Below are 18,671 nucleotides of genomic sequence, written 5' to 3'. Positions count from 1 at the left end.
CGTCCTGCGGGGCCGGTGCGGTAGGTGCAGTGGGTGCGGCGGTCATGGCACTCGCCTCCTCCTCCCCTCCACTGCACCGGGCCCGCCCCCCGCCGGGCAATACGGTCTTCCCCGTACGCCGCCGCGCACCGCCCGCGTCCGCGGACCGCGCTCGTAGACTCGGAAGGGAGCACACGAAGGAGGTGACGGGCCATGCGCAAGGTCGCCGACTGCCGTGACTACCCGAGCGAGAGCAACTGCACCCTGACGATCTCCGGTGAGGAGGACGAGGTGCTGCGCGCGGCCGCCGAGCATGCCGTGTCCGTGCACGGTCACACCGACTCGCCCGAATTCCGTGAGCAGCTGCGTTCCGTGCTCAAGGACGAGGTCCCGCAGCACGCCTGAGCCCCCCGGCGGGGGGCTCGGCCCCGCTCATCCGGTGGGCAGCCAGCCCACCTTGCCCGCGAGCAGGGCGTATCCGACGAAGGCCACGGTGTCGATGAGGGCGTGCGCCGCGACCAGCGGGCCGACCCTGCCCCACCGGCGGTAGAGCAGCACGAAGACCACGCCCATCGCCATGTTCCCGACGAAGCCGCCGATGCCCTGGTAGAGGTGGTACGAGCCGCGCAGCACGGCGCTGGCGGCGAGCGCGGCCATCGGCGTCCAGCCGAGCCGGTCGAGCCTGCGCAGCAGGTAGCCGACCACGATGACCTCTTCCAGCACCGCGTTCTGCACCGCCGACAGCACCAGCACCGGGATCTTCCACCACACGTCGGGCAGCGACTCCGGTACCACCGTGAGGTTGAAACCGGCCCCCCGGGCGCCGAGGTAGAAGGCCAGCCCGGTGCCGCCGATGACCGCGGCGACCACCGCGCCCCGGGCCAGGTCGAGGCGCGGACGGGTCAGGTCGAAGCCGATGGAGCGCATCCCGGCGCGTTCGCGGCCCAGCAGGTGCGCGACCAGCGCGACCGGTGCGAGGGCGGTGGCGATGTAGAAGAGCTGCCAGGCGAGGTCGAGCCAGGGGCGGTGCGGCGCGTAGGAGCCGACCAGTGTCGCGGCCTGGTCCTTGAGCGCGCCCGGCCGGGTCACCGAGCCGATGAAGTCGATGAGGGCGGACACCCCGCTGGCGCCGAGTGAGAGCGCGAGGACGATGAGCATCTCGCTGCGCAGCGTGCGGTCCGGGAGTTCCGGTTCCGCCGTCTGGTCCGCCGGGCGGGGCTGTGTGTGCATGCGGGTCCTCCAGCGGCGCGGGTGTCTGAAGGACAAGATACGAAGATCGCGCCTGCCGCCGCCCCGCCACCCCCGGTCCAAAGCCGCCGTGTCCGGTCACGGGCCCGTCGGCGGGCTTGTCGGCGGACCCGGGCGCAGACCTGGGCGCAGACCTGGGCTGCGGGCGCGGGATCAGACCGCGGCCCACTCGTGGACCGGCCGGCCCTCCGCCGAGTTCTCCCGGTAGCGCCGGGTCATCCCGGCCAGCGCCGCCATGCGGTCCGGGCCGCGTTCCAGCAGCCGGTGGAAGGACTCGCACTGCCACTCCGCGCCGTTGGTCCGTAGCCGGCAGCGCTGCTCGATGATGCCGAGGTAGCGGTCCCGGTCGGCCGGTTCAATGCCCCACGCGTCCAGCCCGGAGGCCGCCAGCGGCAGCAGTTCGTCGCGGATCAGCTCGGCGGCCGGGATCTCGGTGAGACCGCCGCCGCGGCCGCGCGGCCAGTGCATGACGGCGTGGATGCCGTCCTTGCAGCCCGCGTCGAAGTTGGCGGCCGCGACGCGGAAGGGCAGCCGCTGCCACACCGGGCGCGGCGCGTCGGCCAGCGCGCGCACCAGCCCGTAGTAGAAGGCGGCGTTGGCGAGCACGTCGGCGACGGTGGGCCCGGCGGGCAGTACCCGGTTCTCGACCCGCAGGTGCGGCACACCGTCGACGACCGCGTAGACCGGGCGGTTCCAGCGGTAGATGGTGCCGTTGTGCAGGGTGAGTTCGCGCAGCTGCGGCACTCCCCCGTCGTCGAGCACGCTCAGCGGGTCCTCGTCGTCGCAGATGGGCAGCAGCGCCGGGAAGTAGCGGACGTTCTCGGCGAAGAGGTCGAGCGGGGAGTCGATCCAGCGCTCGCCGAACCACGTCAGCGGGCGCACGCCCTGGGCGCGCAGCTCCTGCGGGCGGGTGTCGGTGGACTGCTGGAAGAGCAGCGGGCGGGTCTCGCGCCACAGCTCGCGGCCGAAGAGGAAGGGCGAGTTGGCTCCGGCGGCGACCTGCGGGCCGCACACCGCCTGCGCGGCGTTCCACACCGCCGCGAAGCGTCCGGGCGTGACCTGGAGGTGCATCTGCGTGGAGGTGCAGGCCGCTTCGGGGGCGATGGACTGCGAGGCGTGCTCCAGGTGCTCGACACCGTCGATGTCGAGGGTGATGTCCTCGCCGCGCATGGCCAGGATGCGGTCGTTGAGCAGCATGAAGCGGTCGGCCCGCGACAGGTTGGCGGTGACCAGGTCGTCGGCCCGCAGGGTGGGCAGAATTCCCACCATGACGATGCGGGCGCCGACGTCGGAGGCCATCCGGTCGGCATACGACAGGCCGGTGCGCAGTTCCTCGGCGAGCCGGTCGAAGACCGGCCCGGAAAGCCGGTGCGGGGCAATGTTCACCTCAATGTTGAACTGCGCGAGCTCGGTCTGGAAATCACGGCTCGCGATGCGCTCCAGCACCTCTTCGTTCATCATGCGGGGCAGTCCCGTGGAATCCGCGAGATTCAATTCGATCTCCAGGCCCATGAGATTGCGCGGCCGGTCGAATCGCTTGCCCTCCAGCAGCCGCTCGAGCCCCAGCAGACACTGCTGGAGCTTGTACCGGTAGCGCCCGCGGTCGGCCGGTTCGAAGCCGCTGGCGACGACCTTCTCACCCATCGGTGATCCCTCCCTCCCGTGGCCGCCCCCCGGCCATCCATCGGAGGATGCCCACCCAAATGATCGAATAACGCCACGCCGGGCGGGCCGCGCACGCTAGGCTTGCACTAGCGGCGAAGCGCGCACTTTCCGCTGGCACATTCAGTTGCCACCGGAGGCGTGCAAGCACGGGAAATGACCGTCGGGATCCGGCCGTCCGTGGCGCGCAGAAATATGCAGCGCCCTCCCCGTACGCTGCGGGAATGCCGTCGACACGTCCGGCGAGGAAGGCGAATTCTCGCCTTGCGCGTAATACTGGCATCGACTAGATGAAACACGGAGCGAACACACGTCGTATAAACTCCGCGAACAAGGCAATGCATCCGCCGTCGCCGGACGTGCCTGAGCAGGTCTCCCGCAGAGCATCGAACCGACCGTGCCGTCCGCGCCCGCCCTCCCCGCACCACGTGTCTCCCAGTGAGAGGCGACAACCATGCCGCTGCTTGTTCCCCCAGCTCCTGCCCCAGCCCTGCTGAGCGTGCTCGCCGCGCTCAGTTCGCCCACCGCCGTCCTTGAGGCCAGGACGCCGGCGCTGCGCACCGCAGAAGGGCCGCTGGCCGCCGAACACCCGCTGCCCGTCCACGTGTTCGAGCCGGCAGCCGTTCCCGGAGCGCTGCCGCAGGCGCGGCTGACGGGCTGGCGGTTCCATATCAGGGCAGGTGCCCGGGTCGCCGCGGCGGGCGAGACCGTACTGACCCCCGACGGCTGGGTGTTCTCGCGGTTCTCGGAGGGGCCGTTCCTGGTGTCGATCGAGCGGGCACTGGTCCAGGCCGAGGCGCTGCCGGCGACGTACCAGCCGCATCTGCTGTCGGTACCGGGCCTGTACATGCTCGCGCTGTGGCTGCACCGCGACCCGCGGGCGGAGGCGGCCACCGCGCAGCCCGACCCGGACGACCTGCTGGTGCCGCTGGCACCCGCGCCGCCGGGCATCGCGGCCTACCGGGTGTACCGGATGACAGAGCTGGCGCCGGTGCTGCGCATGCGCCTGGCGCCGCCGCCGCTGGCGGGGTCACCGGCCTGACGCCGCGCTCCGGAGCAGCAAGGGTGCCCCCGGCCGGGTCGGCCGGGGGCACCGTCGTGCGGCCTTCCCTGCCCCGCCCTTAACACTGGGTGACGGCAACCGCCCGCCCGGGTGACGCGTCTTCTCCGGAAAGCATCGCCTCGGCGAAATCCCTGCGGATTGCCGCCAGGAGGACAACACTGGGATCGGCCTCACGCACACACGGGGGACGGAGATGCACCAGGCAGACCGCACGACCGACCGCACCACTGACCACACGCAGCGAAAGACTCGATCCATGTGCCAGCACCAACCGCAGTGCCCTTCCGCCGACGGCCCCGACCGTGAGGCGGCCCTCACCGTGGCCCACCACCCGGAGCAGGGCTGGAGCCTGCTGTGCAACGGTGTGCTGCTCTTCGAGGACACCGGGGAGCTGCTGCCCGACGGGCAGATCATCGCCCCGCACCGCCCGCTCGGCAGCGAGCAGGTCACGACGGCGGCCTGACCGGCGCAGCCGCCGCCGTCACCGGCGGGCCCGCGCCATCGCCCGACACCCGGCCGGTTCCCCTGTCGCCAAGGGAACCGGCTTTGCCATGTCCGCCCGCGCCGGGCGTCGTGGCGTCAGGTGTCCGGCGTCAGGCGTCCGGTGTCAGGCGTCGTAGGCGTCCAGCGGCGGGCAGGAGCAGACCAGGTTGCGGTCGCCGTAGGCCCCGTCGATCCGGCGCACCGGCGGCCAGTACTTGTCCGCCGCCCGCACGCCCGCCGGGAAGACGGCCTCCTGCCGGGTGTACGGGTGCTCCCAGTCGCCGCCCAGCGCGGCCGCGGTGTGCGGGGCGTTGCGCAGCGGGTTGTCGTCCGCGGGCCACTTCCCGTCGGCGACCTTGTCGACCTCGGCGCGGATCGCGATCATCGCGTCGCAGAAGCGCTCCAGCTCCGCCAGGTCCTCGCTCTCGGTCGGCTCGATCATCAGCGTGCCGGCGACCGGGAAGGACATGGTCGGCGCGTGGAAGCCGTAGTCGATCAGCCGCTTGGCGATGTCGTCGACGGTGACGCCGGTCTCCTTGGTCAGCGGCCGCAGGTCGACGATGCACTCGTGGGCGACCAGACCCGCGGGGCCGGTGTAGAGCACCGGGTAGTGCGGCTCCAGGCGCTTGGCGACGTAATTGGCGCTGAGCACCGCCTGCTGGGTCGCCTCGCGCAGCCCGTCGGCGCCCATGAGCCGCACGTAGGTCCAGGAGATGGGCAGGATCCCGGCGGAGCCCCACGGCGCCGCGCTGATCGGGCCGACGCCGGTGGCGGGCCCGGCGGCGGGCTGGAGCGGGTGGTTGGGCAGGTAGGGCGCCAGGTGCGCGCGGACCGCGACCGGGCCGACGCCGGGGCCGCCGCCGCCGTGCGGGATGCAGAAGGTCTTGTGCAGGTTCAGGTGCGACACGTCGGCGCCGAAGCGCCCGGGGCGGGCGAGGCCGACGAGCGCGTTGAGGTTCGCACCGTCCACGTAGACCTGGCCGCCCGCGTCGTGCACGGCGGCGCAGATGTCGGTGATGTTGTCCTCGAAGACGCCGTGCGTGGAGGGGTAGGTGACCATGAGCACGGCCAGCTGCTCGCGGTGCTGCTCGATCTTGGCGCGCAGGTCGGCCACGTCCACGTCGCCGTCCTGGCCGGTCTTCACCACGACGACCTTCATGCCCGCCATGACCGCGCTGGCGGCGTTGGTGCCGTGCGCCGAGGACGGGATGAGGCAGACCGTACGGCCGGTGTCGCCGTTGGCCCGGTGGTAGGCGCGCACCGCGAGCAGCCCGGCCAGCTCGCCCTGCGATCCGGCGTTCGGCTGGAGGCTCACCTTGTCGTAGCCGGTGACCTCGGCGAGCTGCTCCTCCAGGCCGCGGATCAGCGCCAGGTAGCCCTCGGCCTGCTCGGCGGGCGCGAAGGGGTGCAGCGCGCCGAACTCCGGCCAGGTGACGGGTTCCATCTCGGTGGTCGCGTTGAGCTTCATCGTGCACGAGCCCAGCGGGATCATGCCGCGGTCCAGCGCGTAGTCGCGGTCGGCGAGCCGCCGCAGGTAGCGCAGCATGGCGGTCTCGCTGCGGTGCTGGTGGAAGACCGGGTGCGTCAGGTACGGCTCGCTGCGGGCGAGCCCGGCAGGCAGCGCGTCCGGTGCGGTGGCGTCCAGCTCCTCGATGTCGGCGGTGCCGCCGAAGACGGCGAGCACGGCGGCGACCTGGGAGCGGGTGGTGGTCTCGTCGCAGGCGATGCCGACCAGGTCGGCGTCGGTCTGCCGCAGGTTGACCCCGGCGTCGCGGGCGGCGGCGACCAGTTCGGCGGCCCGGCCGGGCACGCGCACGGTGAGCGTGTCGAAGTACGCCCCGTGCACGACCTCGGCGCCGGCCGCGCGCAGCCCCTCGGCGAGGACGGCCGCGTAGCGGTGCGTGCGGCGGGCGATCCGCTCCAGCCCGTCGGGGCCGTGGTAGACGGCGTACATCCCGGCCATCACGGCGAGCAGCACCTGAGCGGTGCAGATGTTGCTCGTCGCCTTCTCCCGGCGGATGTGCTGCTCGCGGGTCTGCAGGGCGAGGCGGTAGGCGGTGTCTCCGTCGGCGTCGACGGACACACCGACGAGCCGGCCGGGCAGGTTGCGGGCGTAGGACTCGCGCACCGCCATGTAGCCGGCGTGCGGGCCGCCGAAGCCCATGGGGACGCCGAAGCGCTGGGTGGTGCCGACCGCGATGTCCGCGCCGAGCGCACCGGGCGAGGCCAGGACGGTCAGCGCCAGCAGGTCGGCGGCGACGGTCACGACCGCGCCGAGGCCGTGCGCCTGCTCGATGACCGGCCGCAGGTCGCGGACGGCGCCGGAGGCCCCGGGGTACTGGAGCAGGACGCCGAAGACGCCGCGTTCGGCCACGTCGGCGGGGATGCCGTCGCTGAGGTCGGCGACGACGACCTCGACACCGGTGGGCTCGGCGCGGGTGCCGATGACGGCGGTGGTCTGCGGGAAGGTGTCGGCGTCGACCAGGAAGACGCCCTCCTTGACCTTCCCGACCCGGCGGGACAGCGCCATCGCCTCGGCCGCCGCGGTGCCCTCGTCGAGCAGCGAAGCGCCGGAGGTGGGCAGCCCGGTGAGGTCGGCGACCATCGTCTGGAAGTTGATCAGCGCCTCCAGCCGGCCCTGCGAGATCTCCGGCTGGTAGGGGGTGTAGGCGGTGTACCAGGCCGGATTCTCCATGACGTTGCGCAGGATCACCGGCGGGGTGAAGGTGCCGTAGTAGCCGAGGCCGATCATCGGTGCGAGCACCTGGTTGCGCGCCGCCAGCGCGCGCAGTTCGGCCACCGCCTCGGCCTCGGTGCGCGCGGGCGGCAGCGCGAGGGCCGCCGCGCTCTTGATGGTGTCCGGTACGGCCGCGTCCGTCAGCTCGTCCAGCGAGCTGTAGCCCACCTGGGCGAGCATCTTGGCCTGCGCGGCGGTGTCGGGGCCGATGTGCCGGCGGGCGAAGGGCAGCCCTGCTTCCAGCTCGGCGAGCGGAAGGCGGCGTGCGGTCGGATCAGTCATCTGCGGAGGCCTCCTGGTCTGCGACGACCTTCGGGGGCACCCGGCACGGGCGCCCGTACGGCCTCCCCCTCTGTCATCAGTACCTGAGAGCTTCGCCTTACCCGCGCGCGGGCAGACTTTCACCTTCGGTGAAGATCCGTGACCCGAACGGCGCTGCTCGGGGCGGATCCTGCTTTCCAGAGTGACCTCGCCCCTGCGGTACGGGTGCCTGAGAGATTCCGGGGAGGATTTGCTCCTTCGGCGCCCCCGGTCTGCCGCTGTGGCAGGTGTCCGGAGGACTCTCCCGCATGGGGTCTACAGCCTGCGTCCAGCCTACCAGCGGGATCTGGCCGCGAACCGCCCGGAGATTCGGGTCGACAGCGTCCGTGATGTGGCTTTTGGTGGTAACCAGCAGGTGTCGCTGTTGCTGGGATGCTGGTTGGAGGACCCGTGCAGACCGATATCGATCCGCGAAGCCTCATCGGCCGCCGCGCTGTCGACCGTGACGGTACGAAGATCGGCACGGTGGACGAGGTGTACCTCGACGACGCGACCGGCAGCCCGGAGTGGGCGGCGGTGCGCACCGGCTTCTTCACGCGTGACGCGTTCGTCCCGCTGGAGCCGAGCGAGCTGGTGGGCGAGGCGCTGCGGGTCCCGTACAAGAAGTCGCTGATCAGGGACGCGCCGGATTTCGGCGTCGGGCGGCATCTGTCGCCCGAGCAGGAGCTCCAGCTCTACCACCACTACGGCATGGACGTCCCCACCGAACCGCCGGGTTCCCCCGGCTCCCCCGGCACCGGCCCGCGCGACTTCGGCGACCTGCCCTCCGGCGACCGCCGCCCGGACGACGCCGGCTGACCGCCCTCCGGTCACCCGCGGCTCAGCCCGCGAGCAGCCCCCGGTCGGGCACGTGAGGGGCCAGCGCGAGCGGCTCGGCGTGGGCGAGCGCCGGGTCGTCCACCGCGAACGTACGCACCCGGCCCGGCACGGTGTCCGAGGGGACCTCGAAGCGAACGGTGACCCGGCCGACGCCGCTGCCCTGCACCCAGCCGCGCCCCTCCACACCGTGCTCGACGTCCTGGCCGGGAAGCCAGCGGCTGCCGGGTGCGGGGTCGGGCGGCGGCGCGGCGGGCAGCTCCAGCTCGGCGGACGCGCCCGGCGGGGGCGCCGCGGGACCCGCAGCGGCTTCTGCCGACAGGGCCTCCCGCACCCGGTCCTCGGCCTCGTGGGCAGCCTGGGCGAACAGGTCCTCCTGCGTGAAGTCGGCCAGCCCGGACACCCCCACACCGAGCAGCCGGACCCCGCCGGTGGTGTCGACGGCCTCGACCAGGCGGCGTGCGGTCTCCCGGACGACGGCCGGGTCGTCGGTGGGCGCCCGGAGCGTCTCGGACCGGGTGAGCGTCGAGAAGTCGTACCGCCGGATCTTCACCACGACCGTCCGCCCGGAACGGCCCGCGCCGCGCAGCCGCTGCACGCAGCGCTCCGCGAGCCGGTCGATCTCGTACCGCACCCGGGCGCGGTCGGTGAGGTCGGTGTCGAAGGTGTCCTCCACGGAGATCGACTTCACGTCCCGGTCGGCGACCACCGGGCGGTTGTCCAGCCCCGCGGCCATGGCGTGCAGCGAGGTGCCGTGCGCCTTGCCGAGCAGCCGCACCAGCTCGGGCTCCCCGGCCTGCACGATCTCGGCGACGGTGAGGATGCCGGCCCGCCGCAGGTGCTCGGCGGTGGCGGGGCCGACGCCCCACAGGGTGCGCACCGGCAGCGGGTCGAGCAGTGCCCGCTCGGTGCCGGGCTCGACGACCACCAGGCCGTCCGGCTTGGCCTGCTCGGAAGCGATCTTGGCGAGCAGCTTGGAGCCCGCCAGACCCACCGACGCCGTCAGGCCCGTGGCGGCCCGGATGTCGGCCCGCAGCCGCTCGGCGACCTCCCGGGGCGCCACGGCCCGCTCCCCCGCCTCCAGGTCGACGAAGGCCTCGTCCAGGCTCAGCGGCTCGATCAGCGGGGACGCCGCGCCCAGCAGTTCCATCACGATGTCGCTGACCGCGCGGTAGAGGGTGAAGCGCGGCACCAGGTACGCGGCGTTGGGGCAGAGCCGGCGGGCGTGCGCGGTGGCCATCGCGGAGTGGACGCCGTGCACGCGCGCCTCGTAGGACGCGGTCGCGACCACGCCGCGGGGACCGAGGCCGCCGACCACCACCGGCTTGCCCCGCAGGCTCGGCTTGGAGGCCTGCTCGACCGCGGCGAAGAACGCGTCCATGTCCAGGTGCAGGATCGTCGGCGCACTTCTCACACCCTCGATCGTGCCCCATCCCACCGACAATGACCGTACATGTGTACGGTACGGCGTCCGTGTCCTGCGGCGGACCGCCGCAGGACACCCGGATCCGGGGTCAGACCGCCCGGTTGCGCCGCCGGGCCAGCTCGTCGGCGGGGTTGTGCCCCACCAGCGTCTCGCCGGTGTCCACCCGCTCGCCGTGCAGCTCGGACAGCGAACTCTCCACGTCCCGCCACACCACGCCGACAGCGATGCCGAAGACGCCCTGACCGCCCTGGAGCAGGTCGACGACCTCGGCGGGCGAGGTGCACTCGTACACGGTCGCGCCGTCGCTCATCAGCGTCATCCTGGCCAGTTCGGCCGGGCCGACGGAGCGCAGCTGGCGTACGGCCGTGCGGATGTTCTGCAGGGACACACCCGTGTCCAGCAGCCGTTTGACGATCTTGAGCACAACCACGTCACGGAAGCTGTAGAGCCGCTGGGTGCCCGAGCCGTAGGCCGGGCGGACGCTGGGCTCGACCAGGCCCGTACGCGCCCAGTAGTCCAGCTGGCGGTAGGTGATGCCCGCCGCCGCGCAGGCCGTGGGACCGCGGTAACCGACCAGCTCCGGTGCGGGCTCGGCCGCGGGCACGAGCCCCGGCTCGGCCGCGCGGGCCAGCGCCCCCCTGGCCGGATACGGGCCGCCGGTCGCCGAACCGTCGCCGGTGCTTCTCACGCCGCCCTCCGTCCTTCTCGTCCCCGACACCGCGCGCACGTGCCACGGGACTTTCCACTTCGACGTTAGGCAGTCACCAGGGGTGCGTCAACGATCGCCACACTCGGCACGCCGAGTGAAAGTCACCCCAGGAGTGGTTTGATGTGACCGGAGCCGGGAATTCCTCGCCGGATGGCCTCATGGTGACAACATTGCCCTGGTCACCGTCCCGGTCACCGCACACGCACGGCCGCCGCGGGAGACCCGCGACGGCCGTCGGCGGTCACTGGTTGCTGGTGCCGAAGTCCTCGGGCGAGATCTGGTCGAGGAACTCGCGGAATTTCTCCACCTCGTCCTCCTGCTCGTCCGGAATCGCGATCCCGGCGTCGTCCAGCACCCCGTCACTGCCGTAGATCGGCGTACCGGTGCGCAGCGCGAGCGCTATGGCGTCGGACGGACGGGCGCTGACCTCGACACCGCTGGCGAAGACCAGCTCGGCGTAGAAGACGGCCTCCCGCAGGTCGGTGATGCGGACCTCGGTGAGCGTCTGCCCCACGGCTTCCAGCACGTCTTTGAACAGGTCGTGCGTCAGCGGTCGCGCAGGGGTCATGCCCTGCTGCGCGAAGGCGATGGCGGTGGCTTCGCCCGGCCCGATCCAGATGGGCAAATACCGGTCGCCTCCTACTTCACGCAGGAGCACGATCGGTTGATTGGAGGGCATTTCCACCCGGACACCCACAACATCGAGCTCTTTCACACGTCAACCCTAGGACGTCCCCAGCCGGTTTGGGTAGTCGGGCACGGCCGGGGCCGCCGTCCGGTTCGTACCCGGCGGCGGGAACGCCCGGTCAGCGCAGCCGCAGCCGCAAGGCCGAGCGCAGCATCGCGGCGTGCAGCCGGGCCGACAGTTCGGCCAGCTCCTCCGCGGTCGCCTCGGCGTGTCGCCGGGTCTGCGGGTTGCGGTGCCGGCGCAACGGCGCCACGAGCTGCTCCACCAGTCCCGCCTCGCGGTCCGCGGCGGCCTTGACCGCCCGCAGATGCCGCGGCTCCAGCCCGTAGCGGCCCAGGTCGGCGATGAGCCGCCCGATCGCGACCGCCTCGGCCTCGTAGCCGCCGTCGCCGGTGGCCGCGACCAGGCCGTAGGACTCCCACTGGGCCAGCTCGGCCTCGCCCGCCCCGGTGGCGGCCAGGAAGTCCTCGCGGCACAGCCGCGGCCCGTGTACGGCCGCCAGGGGCTCCCCGTCGCCCGCGGGGGCCTCCGGGGCGGCCTCGGCGGCGAGCGCCGGCAGGACCGGCTGCTCGCCGCGGTCGAGGCCCTCCAGATGCTCCTTGATCACCCGCAGCGGCAGGTAGTGGTCGCGCTGCACCCGCAGCACGTACGCGAGCCGCTGGACGTCGTCGGCGGCGAACTTGCGGTAACCCGACGGGGTGCGCTGCGGCTCGACCAGGCCCTCGGCCTCCAGGAAGCGGATCTTGGAGATCGTGACCTCGGGGAACTCCTCCTGGAGCTGCCCCAGCACGGCACCGATGCTCAGCAGTGCGCCGTCCGTGGCGGCGGTGCCGTCTCCGGCACCGCCCGTCGTTCGCGGCATGCGCACCCTTCCTGCACGGGAGCGGGGGTCGGCTGGGGCTGTCGCGGTCAGTAGCCCCGCTGGCTGGCGTAGAAGACCAGCCGGTACTTCCCGATCTGGACCTCGTCCCCGTTGGACAGCAGCACCGCGTCGATCCGCTCCCGGTTGACGTAGGTGCCGTTGAGGCTGCCCACGTCGGAGACGGTGAACAGGCCGTCGGCGCCGCGGCGGAACTCCACGTGCCGCCGGGAGACCGTCACGTCGTCCAGGAAGATGTCGCTCTGCGGGTGGCGTCCCGCCGTGGTCAGCTCGCCGTCCAGCAGGAAGCGGCTGCCGGAGTTCGGCCCGCGGCGCACCACGAGCAGCGCCGAGCCGGGCGGCAGCGCCTCCACGGCGGCCTGCGCCTCGGGAGACAGCGACGGCGAGAGGATCTGGCCGGTGGCCTCCGCCTCGTACGCCTCGATCCCGGAGATGGAGATCGTGGACGTCGTCTCGGACGCGCTCTGGTAGCCGGGCCCGCTCCCCGGGCGCAGCGGGGCGCCGCAGTTGGAGCAGAAACGGGCCGCTTCCGTGTTCGTGAAACCGCACCTGCCGCAGACCGGCAAACCGAACCCTCCACCCGTGGTCGAGGCCGCTGGTTCCCCGGAACCTATGCGAGCGGCGGGAGCGGGGTCAACAGACGCCACGCCGGGCGCGCCGGACGGTCCACCGCGGCCCTGGCCGTCGTTGCGGAACAGCGGGCGTTCGTCGGACTGCTCGTCCGCCGGACCGCGCCGGGCGCGGTGCCGCGCCGTCGCCGGGTCGGCCGACTGCCGAGCGCTCTTGCCGAACAACTTCCCAAACAGCTTCACGGGCGATTCCCCTCGAAAGACGCAGACCCGCCCGTAAGGCAGGACGAACTCTCACTACACACAGTTTCCACCACACACCAACTCAGCGACGCCCCGACCCCCCGCCTCACCGGGATGACGACCGAGCGTAGTCAGGCTGCTTCGATGGCCGCAAGGCGTCCACGACGATCTTCTGCGACCGCACCACATCTGCCGTGGCCTGCTCCTTCTCCAGTGTCTGCACCACCCCGCCGGGGATGTTGAGGGCCGGTTCGAGATCCTGCGGGTTGCCGATCACCGTGAAGACGTACGGCTGGGCGACCTTGTGCCCGCCGATCAGCACACCGTCGGAACCGTCGGTGAAGTATGTGTCGGCCACGACCCGCACGGAGTTGATCTGAATGGCCTCCGCACCCGCCGCCCGCAGCTCCTGCAACGTGTCCAGCAGCGAGTCCGCCTCGACGCTGCCGTGCGGGTCTTTGACGGTCAGCGTGATGCCGGGGCCCTCGGCGGCGACCGTGCCCGCCAGGATCCCGAGCTGCTGCTCCTTCTGCCGGGTCTGCTTGAGCGCCTCGGCGGCCTGGTCCGAGCTGGACTGGAGCTGGGAGCGCTGCGTCTCCAGGCCCCGCTTCTCGTCCTCCAGCCGCTGCGTGCGGTTGTCGACCTCGGTGAGGATGCGCACCAGGTCCTCCTGGCGGGCGCCGCGCAGGGTGCCGCCGTTGTCGCTGGTGGTGTTCACCTGGATGGCCAGGCCGAGCCCCAGCACGAAGAGCAGCACGGCGACCGTCAGCTGCGCGCGGGAGGCCCGCGGCGGCCACAGCCCGGCCACCAGCCGCTGCCGTCCTGTGAGCTTCTCCTGCGGCTCCTGAGGGCCTTCTGTGCCCTCCAGCGCCGTACCGTCCGCTGCCGGGTCCCCGTGCGCGTCCGCACCGTCGTCCGGGGCGTGCTCGTCGTACTGGTCGCTCATGCCGCGGTCACGCCCGGAAGACGTGCCGGCGGATGGCGGCGGCGTTGGAGAAGATCCGGATGCCCAGGACGACGACCACCCCGGTGGACAGCTGGGCGCCGACGCCCAGCTTGTCGCCGAGGAAGACGATGAGCGCCGCCACGACCACGTTGGACAGGAACGAGACCACGAAGACCTTGTCGTCGAAGATTCCGTCGAGCATCGCCCGCAGGCCGCCGAAGACCGCGTCGAGGGCCGCGACGACCGCGATGGGCAGATAGGGCTCCACCCCGGTCGGCACCACGGGACGCACCACGAGTCCCACCACGATGCCCACGACGAGGCCCAGTACGGCGATCACGACGAACCCTTCCCTGTTGCGCCGGCGTCCGGCGGCCCGCTGCTGCCCGCGACCGGCCGGGCGTACCGCACGATGAGGCTGGGTGCGGCGGCCAGGCGGACGTCCTTCTGTACGGTGACGCTCGCCCGGATCCCGTAGTTCTGCTCCAGCACGTGCAGGTACTGACCGTCCGCACTGTCCTGGAACGCCGTGCTCAGCTTCTCCCCGTCACCGATCGCCAGCACCGTGTACGGCGGAACCAGCGGTCTGTTGTCGACCAGTATGGCGTCTCCGGCAGCCCGGATGGCCGACAGTGCCGTCAGCCGCTGCCCGTTGACGGAGATCGCCTCCGCGCCGGACGCCCACAGGCCGTTCACCACGCGCTGCATGTCGCGGTCGCGGACCCGCCCGGTGTCGGAGAAGCCGTTGCTCTCCCGCGGGCCGCCGGAATCCCCCGTGGAGGCCTCCTTGGCGTCGTCCACGACGAGCCTGACGCCGGGCCCGTGCACGGGCGTCGCGCCCGCGAGCACCTCCAGCAGCTCCTCGCGGCCGTCGCCCTGGTCCTTCAGGGCCGCGCGCTGCTCGGCCGACACCGTGTCGCGCAGGCCGTCGACGTCCTTCTGCAGCGCGTCGGCCTTCCCCGTCTGCGTCTGCACCCGGTCGATGAGCTTCTGCCGCTCCTTGGCCTCGGTGGGCGCCGCGCGGTGCGCCTGGGCCGCGCCCACCGTGATCACGACCGCGGCGAGCAGCAGCCCCCCGGCCAGGCCGAGCCGCCCGGCGAGCGACGTGGGCAGCCGCGAGCTGCCGGTCCGCCCGCGGCGGGCCGCCGCCTCCGCGTAGCCGTCGTCGAGCGCGTGCTCCATGACGTTGGTGAGCAGGAACATGGAGGCGTCGGGACGCCGCCGGTCGGACCGGGGCGCGGAGCTGCTCCGATCGGGTTGCGGCTGCGGCATGCCGCACATCGTCGCATGGCGTGACCGCCGCACTCGAACGGCCCCCTCGCGACGCGCCGTTCAGGACGGACGCGCCGCGAGCGGGACCACCACGCGCTACTGCCCCGCGCTCTCCACGATCTGCGACCACTCGTCCAGCAGTGCCTGCGCGGACGCGTCGTCCGGGCCCTCGGCCCACAGGTGCGTGACCGCCTCGGCCGGGTCGGGCAGCACCATGATCCACCGCCCGTCGGACTCGACGACCCGCACACCGTCGGTGGTGTCCACCGACCGGTCGCCCGCCTCCTCGACGACCCGCCGCATGACCGAGCCCTTGACCGCCCAGCCGGTCGGCACGTCCCGCTTGAGCACGTGCGCCTGCGGGATACGGGCGTCGATCTGGCTGAGGGTGAGCTGGGTACGCGCCACCAGGCCGATGAGCCGCACGAAGGCCGCGGACCCGTCGAAGACACTGCTGAACTCGGGCACGATGAAACCGCCGCCGGCGTCGCCGCCGAAGATCGTGCCCTCCTCGCGGGCCACCCGCGTCAGGTCCTCCGGGGACGTCGTCGTCCACGTGACCTGCGTGCCGTGGTAGGCCGCGACCTGCTCGGCGATCCGGGTCGTGGTGACCGGCAGCGCCACCCGGCCGCTGCGCCGCTCGGCCGCCACCAGGTCCAGCAGCACCAGCAGGGCCCGGTGGTCCTCGACGATCCGCCCGCGCTCGTCCACCAGCGACAGCCGCTCGCCGACCGGGTCGAAGCGCACACCGAAGGCGGCCCGCGCCGACGACACGATCTCCCCGAGCCGTACGAGACCGGCCCGGCGGGTCTCCTCGGTCTCGGTGGGGCGTGCCTCGTCGAGGCCCGGGTTGACCATCAGCGAGTCCACGCCGAGCCGGCCGAGCAGCGACGGCAGGACGAGGCCGGCGCTGCCGTTGGCGGCGTCCACCACGACCTTCAGGCCCGACTCCGCGATGCCGGAGGTGTCCACGGCACGCAGCAGCGCGCCGGTGTAGGAGTCGAAGACCGTCGACGGGAAGCGCAGGTCGCCGATCTCGCCGGGGAAGGCCCGGCGGTACTCCTGGCGGGCGAAGACCCGGTCCAGCTTGCGCTGGCCCGCGGCGGACAGGTCGGCGCCGCGCTCGTCGAAGAACATGATGTCGAGCGAGTCCGGCCGCCCCGGTGAGGTGCGGATCATGATGCCGCCGGCGCTGCCGCGGGCCGTCTGCTGGCGCGCGACGGGCATCGGCACGTTCTCCAGGTCGCGTACCTCGATCGCGCTCGCCTGGAGCGCCGAGATGACCGCCCGTTTGAGTGCACGCGCACCACGGGAGTGGTCACGCGCAGTGGTGACGGTCGCGCCCTTCTTGAGCGTCGTCGCGTACGCCCCGGCCAGCCGCACGGCCAGCTCGGGCGTGATCTCGACGTTGAGGATGCCGGACACGCCGCGGGCGCCGAACAGGTGCGCCTGACCGCGCGACTCCCAGATGACCGAGGTGTTGACGAAGGCGCCGGCCTCGATCGTCTTGAAGGGGTAGACGCGGACATTGCCCGAGAGAATCGATTCCTCGCCGATCAGGCACTCGTCGCCGATCACCGCGCCCTCGTCGATCCGGGCGGCACGCATGACGTCGGTGTTCTTGCCGATGACACAGCCACGCAGGTTCGTCTGCGGGCCGACGTACACGTTGTCGTGCACCACCGCCTTGTGTACGAAGGCGCCGGTCTTCACGACGACGTTGGAACCGATGACGCTGTGCTCGCGGATCTCCGCGCCGGCCTCGACCTTCGCGTAGTCGCCGATGTAGAGCGGGCCGCGCAGGACGGCGTCGGGGTGCACTTCGGCGCCCTCGGCCACCCACACGCCGGGCGAGATCTCGAAGCCGTCGATGTCGACGTCGACCTTGCCCTCCAGGACGTCCGCCTGGGCCTTCACATAGCTCTCGTGGGTGCCGACGTCCTCCCAGTAGCCCTCGGCCACATAGCCGTAGATGGGCTTGCCTTCCTTCATCAGCTGCGGGAAGACGTCACCCGACCAGTCGACGGGCACGTCGGCCTCGACGTAGTTGAAGACCTCGGGCTCCATGACGTAGATGCCGGTGTTCACCGTGTCGCTGAACACCTGGCCCCAGGTCGGCTTCTCCAGGAAGCGCTCGACGCGGCCCTCGTCGTCCACGATCGTGATGCCGAACTCCAGCGGGTTGGGCACCCGCGTGAGGCAGACGGTGACGAGACCGCCCTTCTGCTTGTGGAACGCGATGAGTTCACCGAGGTCGAAATCGGTGAGCGCGTCACCCGAGATCACCAGGAAGGAGTCGTCCTTGAGCGCGTCCTCGGCGTTCTTGACGCTGCCCGCTGTGCCGAGCGGCTTCTCCTCGTTCGCGTACGTCAGCTCCATCCCGAATTCCTCGCCGTCCCCGAAATAATTCTTCACCAGGGACGCGAGAAACTGGACGGTGACGACGGTCTCAGTGAGCCCGTGCCGTTTGAGCAGCGTCAGGACATGCTGCATGATCGGCCGATTCACCACTGGGAGCAGAGGTTTGGGCATGCTTGAGGTCATCGGACGAAGGCGGGTACCTTCGCCTCCGGCCATAACAACCGCTTTCATGTCGGAAAACATCCTCCTCGTGACGTCAGTCAGCCGTGGTGTCCGCCCTCACAAGCCGCCGGACCTGCACCACGTAGAGGATCCCTGCCCACCAGTACAGGGTTGTACCCCAACCTGTGAAAGCCCAGCCGAAAACAGCCGCCAGTGTCGCCAGCCATCCGCTGCCGTCGCTCAGCAGCAGCAGCGGAAAGGCGTACATGAGATTGAAGGTAGCCGCTTTCCCGATGAAGTTCACCTGGGGTGGGCCGTAGCGGTGTCTCCGCAGAATCAGGAGCATCACCGCCATCATCGCCTCACGCGCCAGTAGCAGCACGGTGACCCACAGCGGCAGGATGCCGCGCCAGGTGAGCCCGACGAGGGTCGACAGCACGTAGAGCCGGTCGGCGGCCGGGTCCAGGATCCGGCCGAGGCTGCTGATCTGGTTCCATCGCCGCGCCAGCTTGCCGTCGAGGTAGTCACTCACCCCGCTGAACGCCAGCACCAGGAGTGCCCACCCGTCAGCCTTGGGGCCGTCGAACTCGGGCCACAGAATCAGCCACAGGAACACCGGTACACCCACCAGGCGGGCCATACTGAGGATGTTCGGGATCGTGAAGATCCGATCCGTTTGCACCCGCGTCTCCTGGACCTCCACCAGGTCCCCTCCTGTGCCGTTCCATGTATGTACGTTTGCGCGCCGACTCTACCCCAGGCACAAAAAAGGCCTGGCCCCGGATCAGGGATCCGAGGCCAGGCCTCAATATTTGTTCGGCGGTGTCCTACTCTCCCACAGGGTCCCCCCTGCAGTACCATCGGCGCTGAAAGGCTTAGCTTCCGGGTTCGGAATGTAACCGGGCGTTTCCCTAACGCTATGACCACCGAAACACCATGAAACACACACCACAACCCGAAGGGGTATAAACCCGTACAGGGGGTTGTGGTGGCTGGTTGTTTCAGAACCACACAGTGGACGCGAGCAACTGAGGACAAGCCCTCGGCCTATTAGTACCGGTCAGCTCCACCCCTTACAGGGCTTCCACATCCGGCCTATCAACCCA

The 18,671-nt window shown here is 71.4% G+C and carries 17 protein-coding genes, 2 rRNA genes and 2 riboswitches; of the genes, 4 read left to right on the top strand and 15 right to left on the bottom strand.

Translation table 11 applies throughout. The features are described 5' to 3' along the window. Window positions 1–192: 192 nt before the first annotated feature. Entirely contained in the window at window positions 193–384 is a 192-nt protein-coding gene (locus ACWERV_RS21375) for a DUF1059 domain-containing protein (protein WP_031518663.1), read from the top strand. Between the two features lie 27 nt (window positions 385–411). On the opposite strand, the gene ACWERV_RS21370 is transcribed toward ACWERV_RS21375, so the two are convergent. Together ACWERV_RS21370 and ACWERV_RS21365 are read right to left on the bottom strand one after the other, a co-directional pair. Continuing rightward, window positions 412–1,209: a CPBP family glutamic-type intramembrane protease gene (locus ACWERV_RS21370; RefSeq protein ID WP_452935262.1), complete on the bottom strand. Its 798-nt coding sequence runs from the start codon at window positions 1,207–1,209 to the stop codon at window positions 412–414. Window positions 1,210–1,380: 171 nt separating this feature from the next. After that, a complete protein-coding gene (locus tag ACWERV_RS21365; protein WP_452935260.1) occupies window positions 1,381–2,871 on the bottom strand; it encodes a glutamate--cysteine ligase in 1,491 nt (496 codons plus the stop codon). Window positions 2,872–3,343: 472 nt separating this feature from the next. Here ACWERV_RS21365 and ACWERV_RS21360 point away from each other — a divergent pair, with 472 nt between their 5' ends. Together ACWERV_RS21360 and ACWERV_RS21355 are read left to right on the top strand one after the other, a co-directional pair. Next, window positions 3,344–3,931, top strand: coding sequence for a hypothetical protein (locus tag ACWERV_RS21360; RefSeq protein ID WP_398188231.1), 588 nt, complete (start codon window positions 3,344–3,346; stop codon window positions 3,929–3,931). 277 nt (window positions 3,932–4,208) lie between these two features. After that, window positions 4,209–4,415 (top strand): DUF5999 family protein, encoded by a 207-nt coding sequence (locus ACWERV_RS21355; protein ID WP_398188228.1) that lies wholly within the window; start codon window positions 4,209–4,211, stop codon window positions 4,413–4,415. Window positions 4,416–4,559: 144 nt separating this feature from the next. On the opposite strand, the gene gcvP is transcribed toward ACWERV_RS21355, so the two are convergent. Then, window positions 4,560–7,454, bottom strand: a complete 2,895-nt coding sequence (gene gcvP, locus ACWERV_RS21350; protein WP_452935256.1) for an aminomethyl-transferring glycine dehydrogenase — start codon at window positions 7,452–7,454, stop codon at window positions 4,560–4,562. Between the two features lie 60 nt (window positions 7,455–7,514). Further along, a riboswitch (glycine riboswitch) is annotated at window positions 7,515–7,640 on the bottom strand. Further along, window positions 7,641–7,750, bottom strand: a riboswitch (glycine riboswitch). Between the two features lie 133 nt (window positions 7,751–7,883). On the opposite strand from gcvP, the gene ACWERV_RS21345 reads away from it, so the two are divergent. Beyond that, complete coding sequence (locus tag ACWERV_RS21345) at window positions 7,884–8,291, top strand: PRC-barrel domain-containing protein (RefSeq protein WP_452935253.1); 408 nt, start codon at window positions 7,884–7,886, stop codon at window positions 8,289–8,291. A 22-nt stretch (window positions 8,292–8,313) separates the two neighbouring features. Here ACWERV_RS21345 and ACWERV_RS21340 read toward each other — a convergent pair whose 3' ends face one another. From ACWERV_RS21340 to ACWERV_RS21285, 12 genes are all read right to left on the bottom strand, one after another. Continuing rightward, complete coding sequence (locus tag ACWERV_RS21340; RefSeq protein ID WP_452935251.1) at window positions 8,314–9,723, bottom strand: DNA polymerase IV; 1,410 nt, start codon at window positions 9,721–9,723, stop codon at window positions 8,314–8,316. Between the two features lie 100 nt (window positions 9,724–9,823). Next, entirely contained in the window at window positions 9,824–10,423 is a 600-nt protein-coding gene (locus ACWERV_RS21335) for a MerR family transcriptional regulator (protein WP_398188217.1), read from the bottom strand. A 262-nt stretch (window positions 10,424–10,685) separates the two neighbouring features. Further along, window positions 10,686–11,159: a bifunctional nuclease family protein gene (locus ACWERV_RS21330; RefSeq protein ID WP_398188214.1), complete on the bottom strand. Its 474-nt coding sequence runs from the start codon at window positions 11,157–11,159 to the stop codon at window positions 10,686–10,688. A gap of 91 nt (window positions 11,160–11,250) precedes the next feature. Beyond that, the gene (gene ftsR / locus ACWERV_RS21325) at window positions 11,251–11,994 is read right to left on the bottom strand and encodes a transcriptional regulator FtsR (protein ID WP_452935248.1); all 744 of its coding nucleotides are present in this window, start codon (window positions 11,992–11,994) and stop codon (window positions 11,251–11,253) included. A gap of 47 nt (window positions 11,995–12,041) precedes the next feature. Next, window positions 12,042–12,866 (bottom strand): FHA domain-containing protein, encoded by an 825-nt coding sequence (locus ACWERV_RS21320; RefSeq protein ID WP_398188607.1) that lies wholly within the window; start codon window positions 12,864–12,866, stop codon window positions 12,042–12,044. 64 nt (window positions 12,867–12,930) lie between these two features. Next, the gene (locus ACWERV_RS21315) at window positions 12,931–13,770 is read right to left on the bottom strand and encodes a DUF881 domain-containing protein (protein ID WP_452935245.1); all 840 of its coding nucleotides are present in this window, start codon (window positions 13,768–13,770) and stop codon (window positions 12,931–12,933) included. Between the two features lie 7 nt (window positions 13,771–13,777). Then, window positions 13,778–14,110, bottom strand: a complete 333-nt coding sequence (locus ACWERV_RS21310; RefSeq protein WP_031518694.1) for a small basic family protein — start codon at window positions 14,108–14,110, stop codon at window positions 13,778–13,780. Next, on the bottom strand, window positions 14,107–15,051 hold the full coding sequence (locus ACWERV_RS21305) for a DUF881 domain-containing protein (protein WP_452935242.1): 945 nt from the start codon (window positions 15,049–15,051) through the stop codon (window positions 14,107–14,109). Before ACWERV_RS21305 ends, ACWERV_RS21310 begins: the two co-directional genes overlap by 4 nt. Before the next feature lie 87 nt (window positions 15,052–15,138). After that, window positions 15,139–17,634 (bottom strand): sugar phosphate nucleotidyltransferase, encoded by a 2,496-nt coding sequence (locus tag ACWERV_RS21300; protein WP_452935239.1) that lies wholly within the window; start codon window positions 17,632–17,634, stop codon window positions 15,139–15,141. 25 nt (window positions 17,635–17,659) lie between these two features. After that, the gene (locus tag ACWERV_RS21295; RefSeq protein ID WP_167982576.1) at window positions 17,660–18,268 is read right to left on the bottom strand and encodes a CDP-alcohol phosphatidyltransferase family protein; all 609 of its coding nucleotides are present in this window, start codon (window positions 18,266–18,268) and stop codon (window positions 17,660–17,662) included. Between the two features lie 111 nt (window positions 18,269–18,379). After that, window positions 18,380–18,496: ribosomal RNA gene (gene rrf, locus ACWERV_RS21290) — 5S ribosomal RNA — on the bottom strand. 99 nt (window positions 18,497–18,595) lie between these two features. After that, window positions 18,596–18,671: ribosomal RNA gene (locus tag ACWERV_RS21285) — 23S ribosomal RNA — on the bottom strand; the annotation flags it as partial.

Source organism: Streptomyces sp. NPDC004031, from assembly GCF_053604375.1.
This window is presented reverse-complemented; position numbering and strand designations above follow the sequence as displayed.

What these genes read in the sequence shown, in the direction of transcription:
- ACWERV_RS21375 (WP_031518663.1), top strand. Translation starts at nt 193, where the DNA reads ATGCGCAAGGTCGCCGACTGCCGTGACTACCCGAGCGAGAGCAACTGC.
- ACWERV_RS21370 (WP_452935262.1), bottom strand. Translation starts at nt 1,209, where the DNA reads ATGCACACACAGCCCCGCCCGGCGGACCAGACGGCGGAACCGGAACTC.
- ACWERV_RS21365 (WP_452935260.1), bottom strand. Translation starts at nt 2,871, where the DNA reads ATGGGTGAGAAGGTCGTCGCCAGCGGCTTCGAACCGGCCGACCGCGGG.
- ACWERV_RS21360 (WP_398188231.1), top strand. Translation starts at nt 3,344, where the DNA reads ATGCCGCTGCTTGTTCCCCCAGCTCCTGCCCCAGCCCTGCTGAGCGTG.
- ACWERV_RS21355 (WP_398188228.1), top strand. Translation starts at nt 4,209, where the DNA reads ATGTGCCAGCACCAACCGCAGTGCCCTTCCGCCGACGGCCCCGACCGT.
- gcvP (WP_452935256.1), bottom strand. Translation starts at nt 7,454, where the DNA reads ATGACTGATCCGACCGCACGCCGCCTTCCGCTCGCCGAGCTGGAAGCA.
- ftsR (WP_452935248.1), bottom strand. Translation starts at nt 11,994, where the DNA reads ATGCCGCGAACGACGGGCGGTGCCGGAGACGGCACCGCCGCCACGGAC.
- ACWERV_RS21315 (WP_452935245.1), bottom strand. Translation starts at nt 13,770, where the DNA reads ATGAGCGACCAGTACGACGAGCACGCCCCGGACGACGGTGCGGACGCG.
- ACWERV_RS21305 (WP_452935242.1), bottom strand. Translation starts at nt 15,051, where the DNA reads ATGTGCGGCATGCCGCAGCCGCAACCCGATCGGAGCAGCTCCGCGCCC.
- ACWERV_RS21300 (WP_452935239.1), bottom strand. Translation starts at nt 17,634, where the DNA reads ATGAAAGCGGTTGTTATGGCCGGAGGCGAAGGTACCCGCCTTCGTCCG.